General features: G+C 71.1%; 14 protein-coding genes, 1 tRNA gene and 1 other RNA gene. 6 read left to right on the top strand and 10 right to left on the bottom strand.

The features are described 5' to 3' along the window. The 4 genes from Q1K57_RS06085 to Q1K57_RS06070 form a co-directional block, all read right to left on the bottom strand. Window positions 1–1817: DNA polymerase III subunit gamma and tau (locus Q1K57_RS06085; RefSeq protein WP_300080018.1), on the bottom strand; the 1817-nt coding region annotated here is incomplete at its 3' end. Window positions 1818–1998: 181 nt separating this feature from the next. After that, window positions 1999–2095, bottom strand: an RNA gene (gene ffs, locus Q1K57_RS06080) — signal recognition particle sRNA small type. Window positions 2096–2101: 6 nt separating this feature from the next. Continuing rightward, window positions 2102–2926 (bottom strand): carbon-nitrogen hydrolase family protein, encoded by an 825-nt coding sequence (locus Q1K57_RS06075; RefSeq protein ID WP_300080016.1) that lies wholly within the window; start codon window positions 2924–2926, stop codon window positions 2102–2104. A 3-nt stretch (window positions 2927–2929) separates the two neighbouring features. Then, complete coding sequence (locus tag Q1K57_RS06070; RefSeq protein ID WP_300080014.1) at window positions 2930–3706, bottom strand: DeoR/GlpR family DNA-binding transcription regulator; 777 nt, start codon at window positions 3704–3706, stop codon at window positions 2930–2932. Window positions 3707–3863: 157 nt separating this feature from the next. Here Q1K57_RS06070 and ptsP point away from each other — a divergent pair, with 157 nt between their 5' ends. Both ptsP and Q1K57_RS06060 read left to right on the top strand, forming a co-directional pair. After that, window positions 3864–5528 carry a phosphoenolpyruvate--protein phosphotransferase gene (gene ptsP, locus Q1K57_RS06065; RefSeq protein ID WP_300080012.1) on the top strand — a complete coding sequence of 555 codons (1665 nt, stop codon included), beginning with the start codon at window positions 3864–3866 and terminating at the stop codon, window positions 5526–5528. A gap of 123 nt (window positions 5529–5651) precedes the next feature. After that, window positions 5652–5739, top strand: a tRNA-Ser gene (locus tag Q1K57_RS06060). A gap of 59 nt (window positions 5740–5798) precedes the next feature. On the opposite strand, the gene Q1K57_RS06055 is transcribed toward Q1K57_RS06060, so the two are convergent. Next, window positions 5799–6299, bottom strand: coding sequence for a DUF6326 family protein (locus Q1K57_RS06055; RefSeq protein WP_300080010.1), 501 nt, complete (start codon window positions 6297–6299; stop codon window positions 5799–5801). A 143-nt stretch (window positions 6300–6442) separates the two neighbouring features. Here Q1K57_RS06055 and Q1K57_RS06050 point away from each other — a divergent pair, with 143 nt between their 5' ends. From Q1K57_RS06050 to Q1K57_RS06035, 4 genes are all read left to right on the top strand, one after another. Beyond that, window positions 6443–7159 carry a TetR/AcrR family transcriptional regulator gene (locus Q1K57_RS06050; RefSeq protein ID WP_300080008.1) on the top strand — a complete coding sequence of 239 codons (717 nt, stop codon included), beginning with the start codon at window positions 6443–6445 and terminating at the stop codon, window positions 7157–7159. 280 nt (window positions 7160–7439) lie between these two features. After that, complete coding sequence (locus Q1K57_RS06045) at window positions 7440–10442, top strand: S8 family serine peptidase (RefSeq protein WP_300080007.1); 3003 nt, start codon at window positions 7440–7442, stop codon at window positions 10440–10442. Window positions 10443–10563: 121 nt separating this feature from the next. Continuing rightward, window positions 10564–11061, top strand: coding sequence for a hypothetical protein (locus Q1K57_RS06040; RefSeq protein ID WP_300080005.1), 498 nt, complete (start codon window positions 10564–10566; stop codon window positions 11059–11061). A gap of 12 nt (window positions 11062–11073) precedes the next feature. Beyond that, entirely contained in the window at window positions 11074–11628 is a 555-nt protein-coding gene (locus Q1K57_RS06035; RefSeq protein ID WP_300080004.1) for a hypothetical protein, read from the top strand. Window positions 11629–11655: 27 nt separating this feature from the next. Here Q1K57_RS06035 and Q1K57_RS06030 read toward each other — a convergent pair whose 3' ends face one another. The 5 genes from Q1K57_RS06030 to Q1K57_RS06010 form a co-directional block, all read right to left on the bottom strand. Beyond that, complete coding sequence (locus Q1K57_RS06030; RefSeq protein WP_300080003.1) at window positions 11656–12903, bottom strand: VWA-like domain-containing protein; 1248 nt, start codon at window positions 12901–12903, stop codon at window positions 11656–11658. Continuing rightward, the gene (locus Q1K57_RS06025) at window positions 12887–14047 is read right to left on the bottom strand and encodes a hypothetical protein (RefSeq protein ID WP_300080002.1); all 1161 of its coding nucleotides are present in this window, start codon (window positions 14045–14047) and stop codon (window positions 12887–12889) included. Before Q1K57_RS06025 ends, Q1K57_RS06030 begins: the two co-directional genes overlap by 17 nt. Continuing rightward, window positions 14044–15183 (bottom strand): hypothetical protein, encoded by a 1140-nt coding sequence (locus Q1K57_RS06020; protein ID WP_300080001.1) that lies wholly within the window; start codon window positions 15181–15183, stop codon window positions 14044–14046. Before Q1K57_RS06020 ends, Q1K57_RS06025 begins: the two co-directional genes overlap by 4 nt. Before the next feature lie 107 nt (window positions 15184–15290). Next, on the bottom strand, window positions 15291–16820 hold the full coding sequence (locus tag Q1K57_RS06015) for an aldehyde dehydrogenase family protein (RefSeq protein WP_300080000.1): 1530 nt from the start codon (window positions 16818–16820) through the stop codon (window positions 15291–15293). 1 nt (window position 16821) lies between these two features. After that, the coding region (locus tag Q1K57_RS06010) for a DUF1338 family protein (protein ID WP_300079998.1) at window positions 16822–17545 on the bottom strand (724 nt) is incomplete at its 5' end.

The raw sequence follows: 17545 nt of genomic DNA, 5'->3' as shown, positions 1-17545 counted from the left end.
TTCTCCCGCAACACGATCCATGTCACGCGACGTCTGTTCTTCACCGCGTCCAGCACCTGCGGCCACATGGACCGGATGCCCGCCGTCGACACCGTTCCCGGGTCGGACGCCGCCGCCTCCGCCCGCGCGAGCTCCGGCTCCGCTGCGGGCTGCGCCCGCTCCGCGACGGGTTGAGCCGGCTCCGGGCTCCGCCAAGGATCCGGCGGCGTCTCGACAGCGCTCGACGAGCCGTCCTGCGGCGTCTCGACAGGCCTCGACGGGCGGCCTGATGGCTTCTCGACAGGACTGGGCGCGCGGTCTGGTGGCGTCACCTCGGGGGCGGACGGGCGCTCCACAGCCGAGAGGCGCTCCGGGGCAGCCATGTTCAGCCGGCGCTCGAGGCGGTCGAGCCGTGCGTGGACGCCGCGGACGTCCACATCGGCGCCCGGCAGCAGGACGCGCGCACACATCAACTCCAGGTGCAACCGTGGCGCGGTCGTGCCGCGCATCTCGGTCAGTCCCTTCGCGATCACCTCCGCGGCCCGGGTGAGCTCGCCCGGCCCCATGCCGGCAGCCTGGGTCGTCAGGCGTTCCGCCTGGTCGCCGGCCACGTCGACCAGACCGGTGGCGAAGGCGTCCGGCACCGCAGCGACGATGATGAGGTCACGCAGCCGACGCAGCAGATCCTCGGCGAACCGCCGCGGATCCTGCCCCACCTCCATGACCTTGTCGATGACCGAGAAGACACTTTCCGCATCGCCGGCGGCAAAGGCGTCCATGACCGAATCGAGCAGGCTGTCGGGCGTGTAGCCGAGCAGGGCAGCCGCCTGCGCATGCGTGACCCCGGTCTCGGCGGCGCCGCCGAGCAACTGGTCGAGAACGCTGAGCGAGTCGCGCACCGAACCCGCCCCTGCCCGCACGACCAGCGGCAAGACCGACTCCTCCACGCGGACGCCCTCGGCCGCGCACACCTGCCCGAGGTAGGCCGACAGCGTGCGCGGGGGCACGAGCCGGAACGGGTAGTGGTGCGTGCGCGAGCGGATCGTTCCGATGACCTTCTCGGGCTCGGTGGTCGCGAAGATGAACTTGACGTGCGGCGGCGGCTCCTCCACGACCTTGAGCAGGGCGTTGAAGCCCTGCGTCGTGACCATGTGCGCCTCGTCGATGATGTAGATCTTGTAGCGGCTGCTCACGGGCGCGAAGAAGGCCCGTTCCCGCAGGTCGCGCGCTTCGTCGACGCCACCGTGGGATGCGGCGTCGATCTCGATCACGTCGATGCTGCCCGTGCCGCCGCGCGCGAGGTCGAGGCAGCTCCGGCAGACACCGCACGGCGTCGGTGTCGGCCCCTGGGCGCAGTTCAGGCAGCGGGCCAGGATGCGCGCCGATGTCGTCTTCCCGCAACCGCGTGGGCCACTGAACAGGTACGCGTGGTTCACCCGGTTGTTCGCCAGCGCCCGCTGGAGCGGCGCCGTGACCTGCTCCTGACCGATGACGTCGGCGAACGTGTCGGGGCGGTAGCGCCGGTACAGCGCCAGCGGCGCCTCGGGGCGGTGGCCGCGCGGTGGGGGGGCTTGAGTCTCGACGGGGCGGACCAACGCGCTGCCGGCAGGCTCGACCTGCGGGGGATCGTCGTCGGGCTCCTCGATGGGGATCTCGTCCATCGTGTCCATCTCCACGTCGACCTCCGGGTCGTCCGCGGCGACGGGTTCGGGGGGCAGGATCAACTCGTCGGGCTCGGTGCCGAACAGGTCGGGACCGTCCTGGCCGTAGACGTCGAGCGCTGCCGACTCCTCGGCGTCGCCCCCTTCGTCGAACAGGTCGAGCGGATCATCTGCCACGACAGTCACCTTACGGGGGCGCTCCGACACTTTTCAGCCCCCGCTTCACCGGCCGGCCGACCGAGCCCCTCGCGGGTGCGGGCCTGCTCCGCATCGAGGGCTTCTTCGGCAGCCGCTCCGGCTGACCGCCGCCCCGGACGCACAGCCCTGGACGCACAGCCCTTGACGTACAGCTCTGGATGTACAGGGGCCCCCGCGCACCTGGAAGAGCTCACTTGCCCTTGCTGCCTTCCGGCCCTGGGGGAGTTGGGCGAGGTACCACCGCGCGGGGACCTTCACCCAGTCTAGCCGGTCGGCGGCACCAGGCCGAACCGGGAGTTCGCGAGCACCGGCAGACGGTCACGGGCGGCGTCCAGACCGCTGATGTCGAGGTCGGCGACGAGCAGTTCCGGGGCCTCCCCGGCGCGGGCGAGCACGTCGCCGAGCGGCCCCACGACCAGGCTGTGCCCCACACCTGTCGGCGCTGCCGATTCCACCTGCACGCCCACGGACGCCGGATCCGCCTGCCCGGCGCCCACGACGAAGCACGTCGAGTCCAGCGCCCGGGCGACGCACAACGCCTGCCACTGCGCGGCCTTGCCGGGCCCGTTCGCCCACGACGCCGGCACCACGATCACCTGCGCGCCTTGTCGGGCGAGGTGCTTGAACAACTCGGGGAACCGCACGTCGTAGCACGTCGCCAGGCCGAGGCGGACTCCGCCGGCGTCGGTCACGACCGGTGTCGACCCGGCCTCGACATGCCGCGACTCCTCGAAGCCCCACGCATCGAAGAGGTGGATCTTGTCGTAGGTCGCCTCACCGTGCGGACCGACGACCAGGGTCGTGTTCCGGGCGCGCGGCCTGTCTCCGGCTGCCGCACCGGGGGTGAACAGACCGACGACGACGGTGATCCCGGCCTCGGCCGCCACGGTGCGGACGCCGCCGGCGAACTCACCGTCGAGCGGCTCGGCGACCTCGGTGGACCGCCGCGCGAACGAGGCCATCGTCGCTTCGGGGAACACGACCAGGCCGGCGGCGGCGTCCGCGGCGCGGCGGACCCACTGCCGGACGAGTTCGAGATTGTCGGCCGGCTCGGTCGAGGCCGCGACCTGGGCGACGGCGACCCGCACGGCTCAGGCCCGGTCGACGCGCAGGTCGGCGTCGGTCAGCTCGCTCAGTGCGGACGCCGACAGGCCCCGATCGGTGATCAGCAGTTCCACGTCGCCGAGTCCGGCGAACTGGACGAGGTGGTCGACGCCGTGCTTGGAGGAATCGGCCAGCACGTAGGCTTCGCGGGCGCAGGCGATCATGGCGGTCTTGATCGCGGCCTCGGCGGGGTCGGGTGTCGAGAAGCCGTGGGCCGTCGAAAAGCCGTTCGAGCCGAGGAACGCGACATCGACGCGCAGCCGCTGGAGGACCGAGAGGGCGTCCGCGCCGACCGTGGCCTGGGTGATGCCGCGCACCTGACCGCCGATGAACAAGACGTCGACATCGCCCCGCGCGGACAGCGCTGCGGCGGAGGGGACCGAGTTCGTCACCACCATCGAGATCCAGCTGGGAAGCAGCGCGCACGCGCGCGCCGTGGTGGTGCCGCCGTCGAGCAGGAGGGTCAGGCCCTCCCGATGCGGCAACAGGTCGACGGCCCGGCGGGCGATGGCGAGCTTCTCCTCCGGGTGGGAGATGTCGCGGGTGTCCACCGGCGCCTCGGCGAGGCGCAGCTTGTCGGCAGGCACGGCGCCGCCGTGCACGCGGGAGAGGAGGCCGCGCTCCGCGAGCGTGTCGAGATCGCGACGGATCGTCTCCGGGGTCACCGCGAACCGGCCGGCCAGCTCGGCGACCGATACGCGACCCAGGTCGCGCGCCCGCGTGACGATCGCGTGCTGGCGCTCTTCTGCGTACATGTTGACCATGACTGCCTCGTTCTTCGGTACTGGTTGCGACAAGCCTACTGATACGAGTAACCCGACACCATCCCCCAACTTGGTATACCTACATTGTGTGGGCCCGGCAAGAGTTCGTGCGGGATATGATCGGGGGGCACCGTCGAGCTCAATGCGGAGGAATCACATGGAACAACAAACCGTCCGCGGAACAGGTGTCGTTGCAGGCTTCGCCTACGCACCCGCCGCCTGGACCCGCCCCGCCCCCGTCCCGCCGAGCAACCCGGCACCGATCACGGAGGAGGATCGTCCCGCCGAGGTCGAACGCTTCAAGCGTGCGGCCCAAACCGTGGTGACCCGCTTCGAGGACCGCGCGAGCAACGCCACCGGCGCTGCCTCCGAGGTGCTCGGGGCGACCGCCAAGCTCGCCGCGGACCGCGGCTGGAACCGCGCCGCCACCAAGGCCATCAACGCCGGCTCCTCGGCCGAGACCGCCGTGACCGCCGCGATCGCCCAGTTCGTCGCCCAGTTCGAGAAGCTCGGCGGGCTCATGGCCGAGCGCACCACCGACCTCAAGGACATCCGCAACCGCGTCGTCGCCGAGCTCATGGGCCTGCCCGAGCCGGGCGTGCCGAAGCCCACGTCGCCCGTGATCCTGTGCGCCGAGGACCTCGCACCGGCCGACACGGCCGGCCTCGACCCGTCGCTGGTCAAGGCCCTCGTCACCCGCCTGGGCGGCCCGACGAGCCACACCGCGATCATCGCCCGCCAGCTCGGCATCCCGTGCATCGTCGCCGCCTCGGCGCTCGACACCGTTGCCGAGGGCACCGAGATCCTGGTCGACGGCACGAGCGGCATCATCACCCTCGAGCCCGACCAGGCGATGGCGAAGGACCTCGTCGCCAAGGACCAGGCGCTCCGCGACGAGATCCGCTCGTGGGCGGGTCCGGCCCAGACGAAGGACGGCGTGCCCGTTCAGCTGCTCGCCAACGTCCAGGACGGCGCCGCCGCACGCAAGGCGTCCATGAGCCTCGCCGAGGGCGTCGGCCTGTTCCGTACCGAGCTGTGCTTCCTGTCGGCCCAGACCGAGCCGAGCGTCAACGAGCAGGCGAAGATCTACGGCGAGGTGTTCGAGGCATTCAGCGGCAAGAAGGTCGTCGTCCGGACACTGGATGCCGGCTCCGACAAGCCCGTCCCGTTCGCCAACCACGAGGAGGAGGAGAACCCGGCGCTCGGCGTCCGCGGCATCCGTCTCGGCTGGACGAACCCGGGCCTCGTCGAGCGCCAGCTGGACGCCATCGCCCAGGCCGCCGAGGACAACAACGTCTCCGAGCCGTGGGTCATGGCGCCGATGATCGCCACCGTAGACGAGGCGTACGAGTTCGCCCAGAAGTGCCGTGAGCGCGATCTCAAGCCGGGCATCATGGTCGAGGTCCCGGCGGTCGCCATTCTCCCCGAGAAGTTCCTCGAGGAGGTCGAGTTCTTCTCGATCGGCACGAACGACCTGACGCAGTACACGATGGCGGCCGACCGCATGGGCTCCGCGCTCGCCCAGCTGACCGACCCGTGGCAGCCGGGAGTGCTCCGCCTCATCGCGAACACCGCCGCCGCCGGCCAGAAGGCGGGCAAGCCGGTGGGCGTCTGCGGCGAGGCCGCGGCCGATCCGCTGCTGGCGTGCATCCTGATCGGCCTCGGCATCACGTCGCTGTCCATGGCGACGGGCGCGATCCCGGGCGTCGGCGTCCAGCTCGGCAAGGTGACCATGCAGCAGTGCCAGGACGCCGCCCAGCAGGTCATCCAGTCCCGCAACAGCCGCGACGCCAAGGATCTGGCGGCCAAGCTACTCGGCTGATCCCGACCGAACACGCCGACGGGCGCCTTCCCTTGAGGAGGGCGCCCGTCGGCGTTCGCGGCTTTCATCCGAGGCTGCGGACCGATTGGAGCGGAGGCGACGGAGTCCGGTACCCTAGCCGACGGAGGATTCGCCTAGAGGCCTATGGCGCTCGGTTGGAAACCGGGTTGGGTTCACGCCCTCACGAGTTCGAATCTCGTATCCTCCGCCAGAGGCCCCTGTCGGCCCCTGCCCGAGCAGAGGCGCCTTTCGTGGCCGGACACGTTCGGATCACGGGGTGACCGATTCGATGTGCGCGTCGGTCACCGCTTCACCGGGAAGCCCGGCCGGCCGAACGGCGGCGCGCCGGGGCCAGGCCCACGAGGTCTGCAGGATGAAGGCCAGGAGCAGCAACTCGACGGCGATGCCCAGGGCGTAGAACGCCAGCCACGATCCCGCCCCCGCCGCGTTGAACACCATGTAGGGAATGAGGAGCGTGGCGACGACCAGGTTGGTGGCGCGGTTGTACCGCGGCGGCAGGATCACCGACAGCCAGATCATGATGACCGGGACGATGGTGAGGGCCAGCGCGGTGACGGCGAAGCCCGCGCTGATCTCGAACGTGAAGACCACGCCGGCCAAGATGTCGCTCACGACCCCGGGCTTGTAGAGGTGCAGGTAGTCCACATAGACGTAGAGGAACATGAAGCTGGTCCAGGCGGCGGCCAGCTTGGCTTGCACTGGAATCCGGGACCCGTCGAGCGGGCTCGAGGCGGTGGTTCGGTCGGGCATTGCTTTCCTTTCGAGATGGACGCCAGCCCGCCGGGCGGCGACTGGGGCACGCTTCGACGACCCTCGTACGGTGTACGTCGTACGTCGTACTATCTCCGTACGTTGTACGCTTGTCAAGCCCGTCGAACCGTGCAAGGAGTCCCGTGACCCCCAAAGAACAGCGCCCGACCGCGCCGGAGCCGGGGCTGAGCAAGCAGAAGGTGGTGGCGGAGGCGATCAAGATCGCCGACCGCGAGGGGGTGGACGGGCTCAGCATGCGCCGGCTGGCCGGCGCGCTCGGCGCCGGCGCGATGTCGCTCTACCACTACGTCGCGAGCAAGGAAGATCTCCTGGACGCGATGATCGACGTCGTCTTCGGGGAGATCGAGGCGCCCCCCGAGGGGACCGACTGGCGCTCGGCCATGCGTCACCGATCGCTCTCGGCCCGTCAAGTGTTGGCGCACCATCCATGGGCGATCGCCTTGATGGACTCGCGGACGACGCCGGGGCCCACCCACCTCCACCATCGCGAATCCATGGCTGCTTGCCTCCGGACCGCCGGCTTCACGGTCCTCATGACGACGCACGCCTCATGGCTGCTCGACAGCTACGTCTACGGCTTCGCCCTGCAGGAGGCCGCTGTTCCGTTCGCCGACTCGGATGAGCTGACGGCGACGATCGAGGACGTCTACCTGCCCCAGCTCCCCCCCGAGTCGTTTCCCTACCTCAACGAGTCCGCCACCGAACTCGCAGCCATGGACTACAACCCCAAGGACGAGTTCACCTTCGGGCTCGACCTCATCCTCGGAGCCCTCGAATCCCTCCGGTGCGACGGCCCCGCCGACAGGCCAGAGATCCACGCGAACAACCCCTCGGCCTGACGTGTTCGAGACGTCGGCCTCGACGCGATTCCGAAACGTTTGCCGCGGCCATCCACGCCCTCCTTCATTCATTCTTCAACGAGAGGTTGACAAGGGGGAACGCGTTCACTTTCACTTTGGTTGCCTTAGGTCACGCTCAGGTTAAGAAGTACGCTCAGCATCTTTACTTCACCTTTGGTTGGGCTGTTGGATCGAACTGGCTTCCGGGGGCATCGGGGTCGTTCGCGTTCCTCCACTCCCCTTCCGCCAACTCACAACCCAGCGAACGAAAGAAGTACCCGTGACCCAGATCACTCGTAGAGGGAGGCGAATCGCCGCGCTGGCCGCCGCGTTCACCGTGGTCTCCCCGCTCGCGCTCCCGGCGCACGCCGCGCCCGAGATCAAAGTCGATCAGTCGAAGAAGACCTACATCGTCCAGCTCGCCGACGCACCGATCGCCGCTTATGACGGGGGCGTGAACAACATCCCGGCCACCTCGCCCGCACCGGGCGAGAAGGTCAACGTCAACTCGCGCAACGCCCGCGCGTACGAGGCCCACCTCCGCAACGCACAGCGCCAGGCACTCCGCGACGCCGGAGTGACCGACAACGCCAAGACCCACGAGTTCACCGTCGCCTTCAACGGCTTCACCGCCAAACTCACCGCGGGTGAGGCGGCCGAGATGGCCCGCACCAAGGGCGTCCTCAACGTGTGGGAGGACGAAGTCCGGTATGCCGACACCGTCACCACCCCTGACTACCTCGGCCTCAGCGGCCCCCAGGGCGTCTGGGCTCGGCAGTTCGGCGGCTTCGACAAGGCCGGCAAGGGCATGATCATCGGCGTCCTCGACACGGGCATCGACCCCGCCAACCCGAGCTTCGCACCGCTGGTCAACGGTGCTCCGCGCCCGGCCGGCTTCGTGTGCCAGACCGAGAACGACCCGGCGTTCCAGTGCACCAACAAGATCGTCGGCGCGCGCTACTACGGCACCGCGTTCGGCAACGACGTCTCCTACGACCACAACAGCCCGCGCGACACCAACGGCCACGGCTCCCACACGGCGGGCACCGCCGGGGGCAACCACGGCGTCCCGATGTCGATCATGGGCAATGCCATGGGCGAGGGCTCCGGCATGGCACCCATGGCCCAGATCGCCGTCTACAAGGGTCTGTGGCAGACCGCCGACGGCCGCGGATCGGGGACGACCGCCGGCCTCGTCGCTGCTATCAACGACGCCACCGCCGACGGTGTCGACGTGATCAACTACTCGGTCTCCGGTTCGAGCCAGTACGTGGTGACCGCCGACGAGCTCGCCTTCTTCGGCGCCGCCGAGGCCGGCATCTTCGTTTCGACCTCCGCTGGCAACTCCGGCGACACGGTGGGCGAGTCCTCTGTCGCCCACAACTCCCCGTGGACGATGACGGTCGCGGCATCCACCCACAGCCGGGGTGCCGTGAAGACGGTCACCCTCGGCAACGGCGCGACCTATGAGGGCGTCGGTGTCGGCGCCGGAGCCGGCCCGGCGCCGCTCGTGGCATCCAAGGACGTGGCCCTCCCGGGCGTCAGCGAGACGGCGGCACGTGAGTGCTGGCTCGACGCTGACAACAACCCAGCCAACGGCCAGCAGCCCACGCTCGACCCGGCCAAGGTGACGGGCAAGATCGTCCAGTGCGATCGCGGCACCGTCGCGCGCGTCGACAAGAGCGCCGCGGTGAAGCTCGCGGGCGGCGTCGGCATGATCCAGACGAACACGTCGGCCGCACAGTCGCTCAACGCCGACTTCCACTCGCTCCCGAGCATCCATCTGGCCGCGGACTACCGCCAGCCGGTCCTCACCTACATCGCCACCGCGGGCGCGAGCGCCACGGCCACCATTTCCGAGGTGGACCCGAGCCAGGTGGACGCCCCGACGATGGCCGGCTTCTCGTCCTACGGGCCGGCACTGGCCGGCGAGGGCGACCTGATCAAGCCCGACATCACCGCTCCCGGCGTCGACGTGATCGCCGCCTACAGCCAGGATCCGACGACCGGCGCGCCGCGCTTCGACTCGCTGTCGGGCACCTCGATGTCGGCGCCGCACATCGCCGGTCTGGGTGCTCTGCTCAAGCAGAAGTACCCGAAGTGGAGCCCGATGGCCATCAAGTCGGCCATGATGACCACCGCACGCCAGACGACCGACGCGGGCAAGCCGATCCAGTGGGCCGGCGGTGACGCCACTCCGCTGAACTTCGGTTCCGGCGAGGTCGTGCCCCCCAGGTCGTACGATCCCGGTCTCGTCTACGACTCGAGCGCCCGCGACTGGCTCGCCTACGCGTGCGCCATCGGCCAACTCCAGTTGGTCGGAGGCTCGGCGGACTGCGCGAAGCTGCCCGCGATCGATCCCAGCGACCTCAACTACCCGAGCATCGGCATCGGCAAGCTCGCCGGCGTGCAGACCGTCACGCGCACGGTGACCAACGTCACCAAGTCGGCCATGCAATACCGCGCGCAGGTCGAGGCCCCGGCCGGCACGGCGGTCAAGGTTGTTCCCGACAAGATCACGGTCCGTCCCGGTGGCACCGCCACCTTCAAGGTGATCATCGCGCGCACGACCGCCCCGCTGAACGAGTACACCTTCGGGTCGCTGACCTGGGTGCCGAACTCGCCCAAGCTCAACGCAGTGCGCAGCCCGATCGCTGTCAAGCCCGTGGCGTTCGCCGCCCCGGACGAGGTGACCGGCACGGTCGCAGGCGGCTCCACGCAGATCAGCGTGACGCCCGGCTACACCGGCACCATGAACACCGACGTGGACGGACTGATCCCCTCCACCGTGAACGCGGTCGAGGCCACGAAGACAGACGGCACCGTCCTCGACGGTTACGCCTTCTTCCAGGTCGCGGCCGGCACGAAGGTGACGCGCGTGGCCGCGTGGTCGAGTGAGGTCCCCACGGTTCCCGACCTCGACCTCAACGTGTACCGGCTCAACCCCACCGGCACGATCACGAGCGTCGGCAGCAGCGGCAACGGCGATTCCACGGAGACCGTGACGCTGCGCGACCTCGCGCCGGGCACCTACGTGGCTGCGGTCGACATCTTCGCCGGCCCCGACGCGGTCACGGTCCCCGTGCACGTGTGGAATCTGTCGGACGCCAACGCGAACAACATGACGGTCACGCCGTCACCGGTGCAGGTCACCCAGGGCACCCCGGTCACGCTCACCGCAGCGTGGCAGGGCCTGGACGCCGGCAAGCGTTACCTCGGACAGGTCAACTACCTCGAGGGCCAGACGGTGGGCGGCAGCACGCTCGTCTCCGTCAACCCGTGAGGTGACGCGCTGAACGGCTAACCGCCAACAACCCAGGGCCCCTCCCCCCATCCGGGGAGGGGCCCTGCGGCGTCCCGCCCGCTGCTGACTACGATGGATCACCACGAGGAGGAAACCGACCATGACCGCACGTCTCCCCTTCATCGCCGCGGCCTCCCTGGTCGTATGGCTCACCGGCTGCGCCGACACATCCGCCCGACCCTCACCCACCACCACGCCCACCACGGAGGCCACCGTGCTGCCGAGCAACCTCACCCCGCTGAACCCCGAGCCGGTTCCCGCGCCGGCTGACCCGAGCCTGCTACCGACCACCGTCGCTCACGACGCGGCGTCCGACCCGGCCGTGGAACGCGCCGTGTCAGCCGAGGCCGAACGAAGCGGGGTGGACGCCTCGGCCGTCCGCGTGACGGGCTACGCCGTCGTCACATGGAGCGACGGCAGTCTGGGCTGCCCCCAGCCCGGCATGGCCTACACGCAGGCGCTCGTGCCTGGCCGACAACTCGTCCTCACCGTCGACGGGCAACAGAGGAGCTACCACGCGGCAGCCTCCGGCGACTTCTTCTATTGCGCCACCCCGCAGCCCCCGAGGGACAGCCAGGCGGCAAACCCGGACGCCTGACAGAATCGGGGCATGAGACACCCCCTCAGCGGCGTGGCCGCATTCCTCGCCATCTCCCTCAGCGCCTGCGCAGCCCCCGCCGCCAGCACTCCGACGCCCGCTGCGCCGGCGCCGGCGTCACCGACGGCGTCCGTGACGACGCCCGCCACCACCGCGACGGCTCCGCCCGCGGCGTCCGAAACCGCGGCGGCGCCGAGCGCGCCGTCGCCGATCGTGCTCGGGGCCGACCTGCCCAGTTCCTCCTCGGAGAAGGGCTTCGGCGAAGCCGAACCCAGGGAGGTCGACTTCGGCAACCACCCGACGACGATCCTGCGAAACGTGGTCTGGGACAGCTGGGGCGGCGAGAACGCCACCGGCACCGGCGAGGCCATCTGGGTGGGGCCGGGCCAGTCGACGGCGGAGGGCAGCTGGGAGCCGACGGTGATCCGGGCCTGGGGCATCGGAACGTGCCCTCAGGCGCCCGATCGGCAGGCCTACACGATGATCCAGTGGGACTTCGAGCGCGTCGAGGAGGGCGAGCAGCCGACGCCGTTCGACCTGTGCACCGGCGACTCCGTGATCGCCTGACCTGTCGGCGGCCCCACGGCGGGCGGATCAGGCGTCGAGCTCACAGCGGACCACCGTCGCCCACGAGGGAACTTCGAGAGTCACCTCGTCACGGCGCAACAGGAGCGCCACGACGACTGCGGAGCCGGCGGGCGGGGTCTCGGGCCAGGGCGTCCAGCCGTCGGTGAACACCACCGTCAGGGTCGGCCGGGGACGGAGCCGCTCCACCGCCGCCAGCGCCACGCGCAGGTCGGTGCCGCCGCCGCCCACGAGGGTCGCCTCGGATGCCTTGCGGACTCGCCTCACCGCGTGCACCGCTGCATCGCAGGCCAGCACGTCGACCGCCGCCCCCAGCTGGCGCAGCGCGCCGTCCACCTCGGACATCGCCCGCGCCAGCAGCACGTCGTCCACACTCCCAGAGGTGTCCACGACGCACGCCACCTGCGGCTGCGGCCGCCGCCAGCCCGGCATGACGACCCCCGGCGTGGACGCCGCCCGTCGGTTCGGTCGCGTGTAGGTCGTGTGCGTTCGCCCCGACGTCCACCCGACGCCCCGCCGCACCGCCTGCGCAAGCAGCGTCGGCCACGGCAGCGACGGCTCGGTCATCCGCCGGAGCCAGCGGCCGAACTCCCCCGGCTGGTCGCCGTGCTCGCCCCGCAGCGCCCGATAGTCGATGGCGACCCGCTGCCGCACGGCGCCCGCCTCGAAATCGGTCAGCCCGCCCACATCGGCCGCCTCCGGCAGTTCCCAGCCGCGCTCCTGCCCGTCCGCGGCGCTGCCTTCTTGCCGCTCCTCTCCTCCGTCCTCGCGGGGATCGGACGTCTCGGGCGGCGGCAGGGTCTTCCTCAACACCAGCCAGTACTCCTCCGCCGACTTGCCGGGGTCAAGCTGGGGGCGTCCGGCCCGCAACGCGGCCACCCGCTCCGCCAGCTCGCCGCTCAGCACGGACGCCCCCGAGGACGCCAGCGTGTCGGCGATCGCCAGGTCGGCGGCCGCGTGCCACGCGTGCCGAGACGCCGCGTCGACGCCCGCCCTCGCGGCGCGGTCGGCGTGCTCCAACAGCAGGTGCCACAGCTGGTGGGTGATCGCACGGGCCAGCGACGCGGCGTCCACCGCCATCACCCACGCGGGGTTGACGTAGAGCCGCCACCACCGGTCGGCGGCGACGCGCGCGACCGCGTCCGACTCGACCGTCACCAGCGCGTAGAGCGCTTGGGCCAGGTAGGGCAACTGGGCGGTCTGCTCGCTGATCAGCCACAGCTTGGCGGCCGCGACGCGATCAGCGACGGGCGGCACGGCCCGCCCCTCCCGCACCGGAGCCAGCGGCGCCGGGCAACAGGCCGGCCAGCGACAGAACGGGGCCGAACACCGTCACCTCGGCCGGCAGCGTCGACCCGGCCGGACGGGACCGGAGCAGCGCACGCACTGCCGGAACGGCTGCGTCCACCCCTGCCTCGGCCGCAGCGGCGCAGCAGGCCCGGACGGCGGCGCCCCACGTGTCCCCATCGCCCCGAGCCGCTGCGAGCGCAACAGCGCCCTGGAGGATCACGTACACCCGGTCGGCCCGCGTGCCCGTGAACCAGCCGGCCGTGGGGGCGGCGAGCACCTCGTCGGTGTCGGGCAGGTCCTGGATCTGGGCCCACGACAGGAACTCATACGCCGCCGCCTCGCCGATGCAGCCCGCCACCAGCAGCTGCCGCACTTTCGGCGGCGCCTCCTTCTGCACGGCGAGCGCGAGCAGCCGCGCCGCGTAGTCCCACGTGCGGGGCGTCGGGAACGCCTTGCCCCGGTCGACCGCCGCCTTGGGGATCGAACTCAGCTGGCTCTCCCGCGCCCGCAGAAACCCCGACACCAGCACCCGCTGCCGGGCCAGTTCCTCCGGGTAGTCCACACCCGGCTCGTACACGGGCATGGTGGGCCAGCGCCCCGTCACGAGCGCCTCGCCGTACACCTCCAGCGGCAGCTCCCAGTCGAAGTGCACGAAGCGGGACGCCGTCGGTGCGGCCAACTCCCACCCGGCCGCCGCCACGTCGGCCGGATTCGCGGCGGCCATGAAGCTCACCGTCTCGGGCAACTGCAACGAGCCCACCTCATAGTGGGTCAAGGGACGAAGCGCGGCCGCCTGGAGCGCCGGCGAGGCCGTGGAGAACTCGTCGAAGAAGGCGATCGAGGGGCCGGTGTGGTCGCGCAGCCGTACGGCCCACGCGGGCGGTGCGAGCTCGACGCGTCCCTCGACCAGCATCGGCAGGCCGGCGAAGTCGCTCGGCTCGTAGTGGCTGATGATCAGGGTCTCGACGTGCCAACCGTCGGCCCGGACGGCCTCGACGACCGCCGTCTTGCCCTGCCCCGGGTCGCCCCAGATCAGCACAGGGATGCGGACGGAAACGCACAACCCCATGGCCTGCAGCAGGTGTTCGTAGTCGGTGCGGTTGCGGATCATGCGATCTCCTTCGTGACGGGGTTCTTCTCTTCGAGCTCACGGAGCAACAGGCGGGCGGCGTCGGGAGCGTTGCCCGCGCGGACGAGCGCGAGAGCCGCATCCACCGCGCTCACGTGGGCACCACCCGCGCGGACCTGCTGCACCACGCGCTCGACGGCGGCCCGGCCGGGGACAGCGGCCAGAATGCGATCGGTGCCGGCGAGTTCGACCAGCCGCGCCACCGGCGGCGGCGTCCCCGACACCTGCCAGGCGCCCAGCACCCGAGCCGCCTGGCGTTCGTCCACGCCCACCGCCGCCGCGTAGGCGTGCACGTCGGACAAGCCGTACTCGTTCCCGGCGAAGACCCCGTCGATCACGAAGGCGGGGAAACCCGCGACGACCCAGGCGCGCCGCTCCGTCGGGTTCCGCACGTCACGCGCGCAGTGCCGCCCGGCCGCCCACGTGAGCACGCTGGTGCCGAACTCGGCGAACTGCGCCAGCCAACCAGTCCGGTCGCCGCTGTAGGCCTGGGCGAGCACCAGGTGCGTCGGCAGGGTGCCGCCGTGGGGCGTCAGGGGGCGGCAGAGCCCGGGCACGAGCGCCGGGTGCACTCCGGCCGCCCACAGCTGGTCGAGGCCGCGGTGGTCACTCAGCCAGGCGACGCCCTCGTGGGGCCGCAGGGGGCAGCGCCCCTCCCCCTCCGGGCCTCCCGCCCGCTCGACGATCTCGGCCACCTTCGCCACGGGCGCTCCGAACACCTTGGCCCAGTGCTGGACCGTCCGCAGGTGCGCCGCCGCCTCGGCCGACGAATCCCACGTCCTGAGGGCGCACGAGCACGCCCCGGGGTCAGACGACTTCCATGTGTCCCTTCCGACCTGCTCCAGGTCGGCCAGCCGCGACCGGTGCCGGTGCTCCAGCACGCCGCGCACCGCGGGCACCCAGCGATCCGCAACCTCCACACACGTCAGGACGCCGCCCAGCGCCACCCCGATGCGCTCAGTCGCGAGGTCGTGGGGGGCATCCAGCGTCCAGTCCGGCAACAGCCGCACCCCGTGCGGCCGCCCCGTCGCGCCGGCGCTCACACGGCAGCTCACCGTGAACCCGACCCCCTCCCGGGGAAGGGCCGGGCCCATCGGCACCTGGGTCAGCTCCACCACCTCAGCCTCCTCGTTTCGAACATGCGTTCGCACGTGGGAGACTGATCAAACACCCCACCTCCGACAGTTTGCAAAGGGCCCTGTCGGGCGGCGTGTCGGCCCGGGACTCAGCCGAAGTCGACCCCCTGGGCGAGCTGCACCGAACCCGAGTAGTTGATGGTGTTCGTCGCGCGGCGCATGTAGGCGCGCCACGCGTCCGACCCCGACTCGCGGCCGCCGCCTGTTTCCTTCTCGCCGCCGAACGCGCCGCCGATCTCGGCCCCGGACGTACCCGCGTTCACGTTCGCGATGCCCGTGTCCGCGCCGCCGGGGCCGAGATAGCGTTCGGCTTCCCGCACGTCGTTGCTGAACAGGCCGCTCGACAGGCCCTGCGGCACGCCGTTGTGCAGCGCGAGGGCCTCGTCGAAGTCCGTCCAGGTCACCACGTACAGGATCGGCGCGAACGTCTCGGTCAGCATCGCACCGGCCTGGTCAGGCATCCGCACGAGCGCAGGCCGCACCCAGAACCCGCCCGCGGCGTCCGCGCCGGCCGAGCCCATCTCGATTCGGTCACCACCCGTCACCACCTCGCCGCCCGCCGACCGGGCCGCGGCGAGCGATGCCCGCATGGCGTCGTACGCCTTCTCGTTCACCAGCGGCCCCAGCAGGACGCCGTCGGCGAACGGATCGCCGGCTGGCAGCGAGTCGAAGCCCTTCGCCACGCGCGCGACGATCTCGTCGGCGATGTCGGCGTGGACGAGCAGCCGCCGCGTCGTCGTGCACCGCTGCCCGGCCGTTCCGGCCGCCCCGAACACGATGGAGCTGACCGCCTGGTCGAGATCGGCCGAGGGAGTCACGATGACCGCGTTGTTGCCGCCCAGTTCGAGCAGCGAGCGACCGAAGCGTGCCGCCACGCGCGGGCCCACCTGGCGGCCCATGCGCGTCGAGCCCGTCGCCGAGACGAGCGCAACGCGCGCGTCGTCCACCAGCGCCTCGCCGATCTCGCGCCCACCCAGCACCACCGCGTGGAGTCCGGCCGGGGCGTCCAGTTCACGCATTGCGCGTTGCAGCAGGGCGTCGCAGCCCAGCGCGCACAGCGGCGTCAGCTCGGACGGCTTCCACACCACCGGGTCGCCGCAGACCAAGGCGATCGCGGTGTTCCACGACCACACGGCCACCGGGAAGTTGAACGCCGAGATCACCCCGACCACCCCGAGCGGCTGCCACGTCTCCTGCAACCGGTGCCCGGCCCGCTCGGACGGCATCGTGCGGCCGTACAACTGCCGGCTCAGGCCCACGGCGAAGTCGCAGATGTCGATCAGCTCCTGCACCTCACCGAGCGCCTCGGTGTGGATCTTGCCCGCCTCGATCGTCACGAGCGTCGCCAGATCCTCGGCGTGCTCCCCGATCAGCTCGCCCAGCCGCTTGACCAGCGCGCCGCGCACCGGGGCCGGCGTCTCCCGCCACGTGATGAAGGCCTCGGACGCCGCCCGCACGGCCGCCGCCACGGCGGCCGGATCGTCGGCGCGCACGTCGCACAACTCGCCGCCCGTCAGCGGCGAGCGGGCGCGCAGCGTCGCAGCCCCGGTGGTCAGGTCGGCACCGAGGCGCTCGAGCGCGCCGAGCGCCAGCTCGGTGAGTTCGGCGGTGGTCTTCAACTCAGTTCTCCTCGTCGATCGTGACGCCCAACGCCGCGCCCGCGGCGTCCAGGCTGGCCCGCTGCTGGGCAGCGTAGAGGTCCATCGGGTCGTGAACCATCCGCCCCATCGCCTCGGCCAGCCAGGCCTCGTCGCGCGGCGCACCCTCGCGGGTGACGTCCCGGCTGCCCGACGAATCCAGGTTTGAGGCGAAGATGCCGGCCGCCGAGCGCGGCAGGAAATCCTCGTAGACGATGGGCGTCCGAACCAGCCAGCCGCCATCGACAAGGCGCTTCAGGGCCGACGGCGGCTCCCCCGCCGGCCGCCCGGCCGCAACCTCGTAGGTGAAGAAGGCAAGGCCGGCGTCCGCCAGCCCCTGCTCGGTGGCCGGCAGGTGCTCGGCCCACACGGCGAGCTTGGCGTCGTTGGTCTCCGCTCCTGCCGCCTTCCGCGCGTCGACCTCGGCGATCATGCGGTCGTACAGGTCGCGGCCGGCGCGGGTGAGGGCGATGCCGCGCTGCTCCACCTCGCCGAACCGGACGCTGAGCGTCCCGTCCACGACCGACCCGTCCGCCTCGCGGAACCGCCGCCGCTCGGCGAGCGCCTTGAACGACGTCTGGCGCAGCAGCACGTCGGGACCCTCCCAGCGCGGCGGGCCCTGGATCTCGTCGATCATCGTGATGCCGAGCGCGGTCATGCGCGCGTACAGGTCGTCGATGTCGAGGACGCGCGGCGTCAGGTGGTTG

This window comes from Propioniciclava sp., from assembly GCF_029977985.1.
GTDB lineage: Bacteria > Actinomycetota > Actinomycetes > Propionibacteriales > Propionibacteriaceae > Propioniciclava.
The sequence above is the reverse complement of the archived record's forward strand: the minus strand, read 5'-3'. Positions and strand labels throughout refer to the sequence as shown.

Coding starts and splice junctions, on each gene's coding strand:
- Q1K57_RS06070 (WP_300080014.1), bottom strand. CDS start 3,706: ATGGTCAACATGTACGCAGAAGAGCGCCAGCACGCGATCGTCACGCGG.
- ptsP (WP_300080012.1), top strand. CDS start 3,864: ATGGAACAACAAACCGTCCGCGGAACAGGTGTCGTTGCAGGCTTCGCC.
- Q1K57_RS06055 (WP_300080010.1), bottom strand. CDS start 6,299: ATGCCCGACCGAACCACCGCCTCGAGCCCGCTCGACGGGTCCCGGATT.
- Q1K57_RS06040 (WP_300080005.1), top strand. CDS start 10,564: ATGACCGCACGTCTCCCCTTCATCGCCGCGGCCTCCCTGGTCGTATGG.
- Q1K57_RS06035 (WP_300080004.1), top strand. CDS start 11,074: ATGAGACACCCCCTCAGCGGCGTGGCCGCATTCCTCGCCATCTCCCTC.
- Q1K57_RS06025 (WP_300080002.1), bottom strand. CDS start 14,047: ATGATCCGCAACCGCACCGACTACGAACACCTGCTGCAGGCCATGGGG.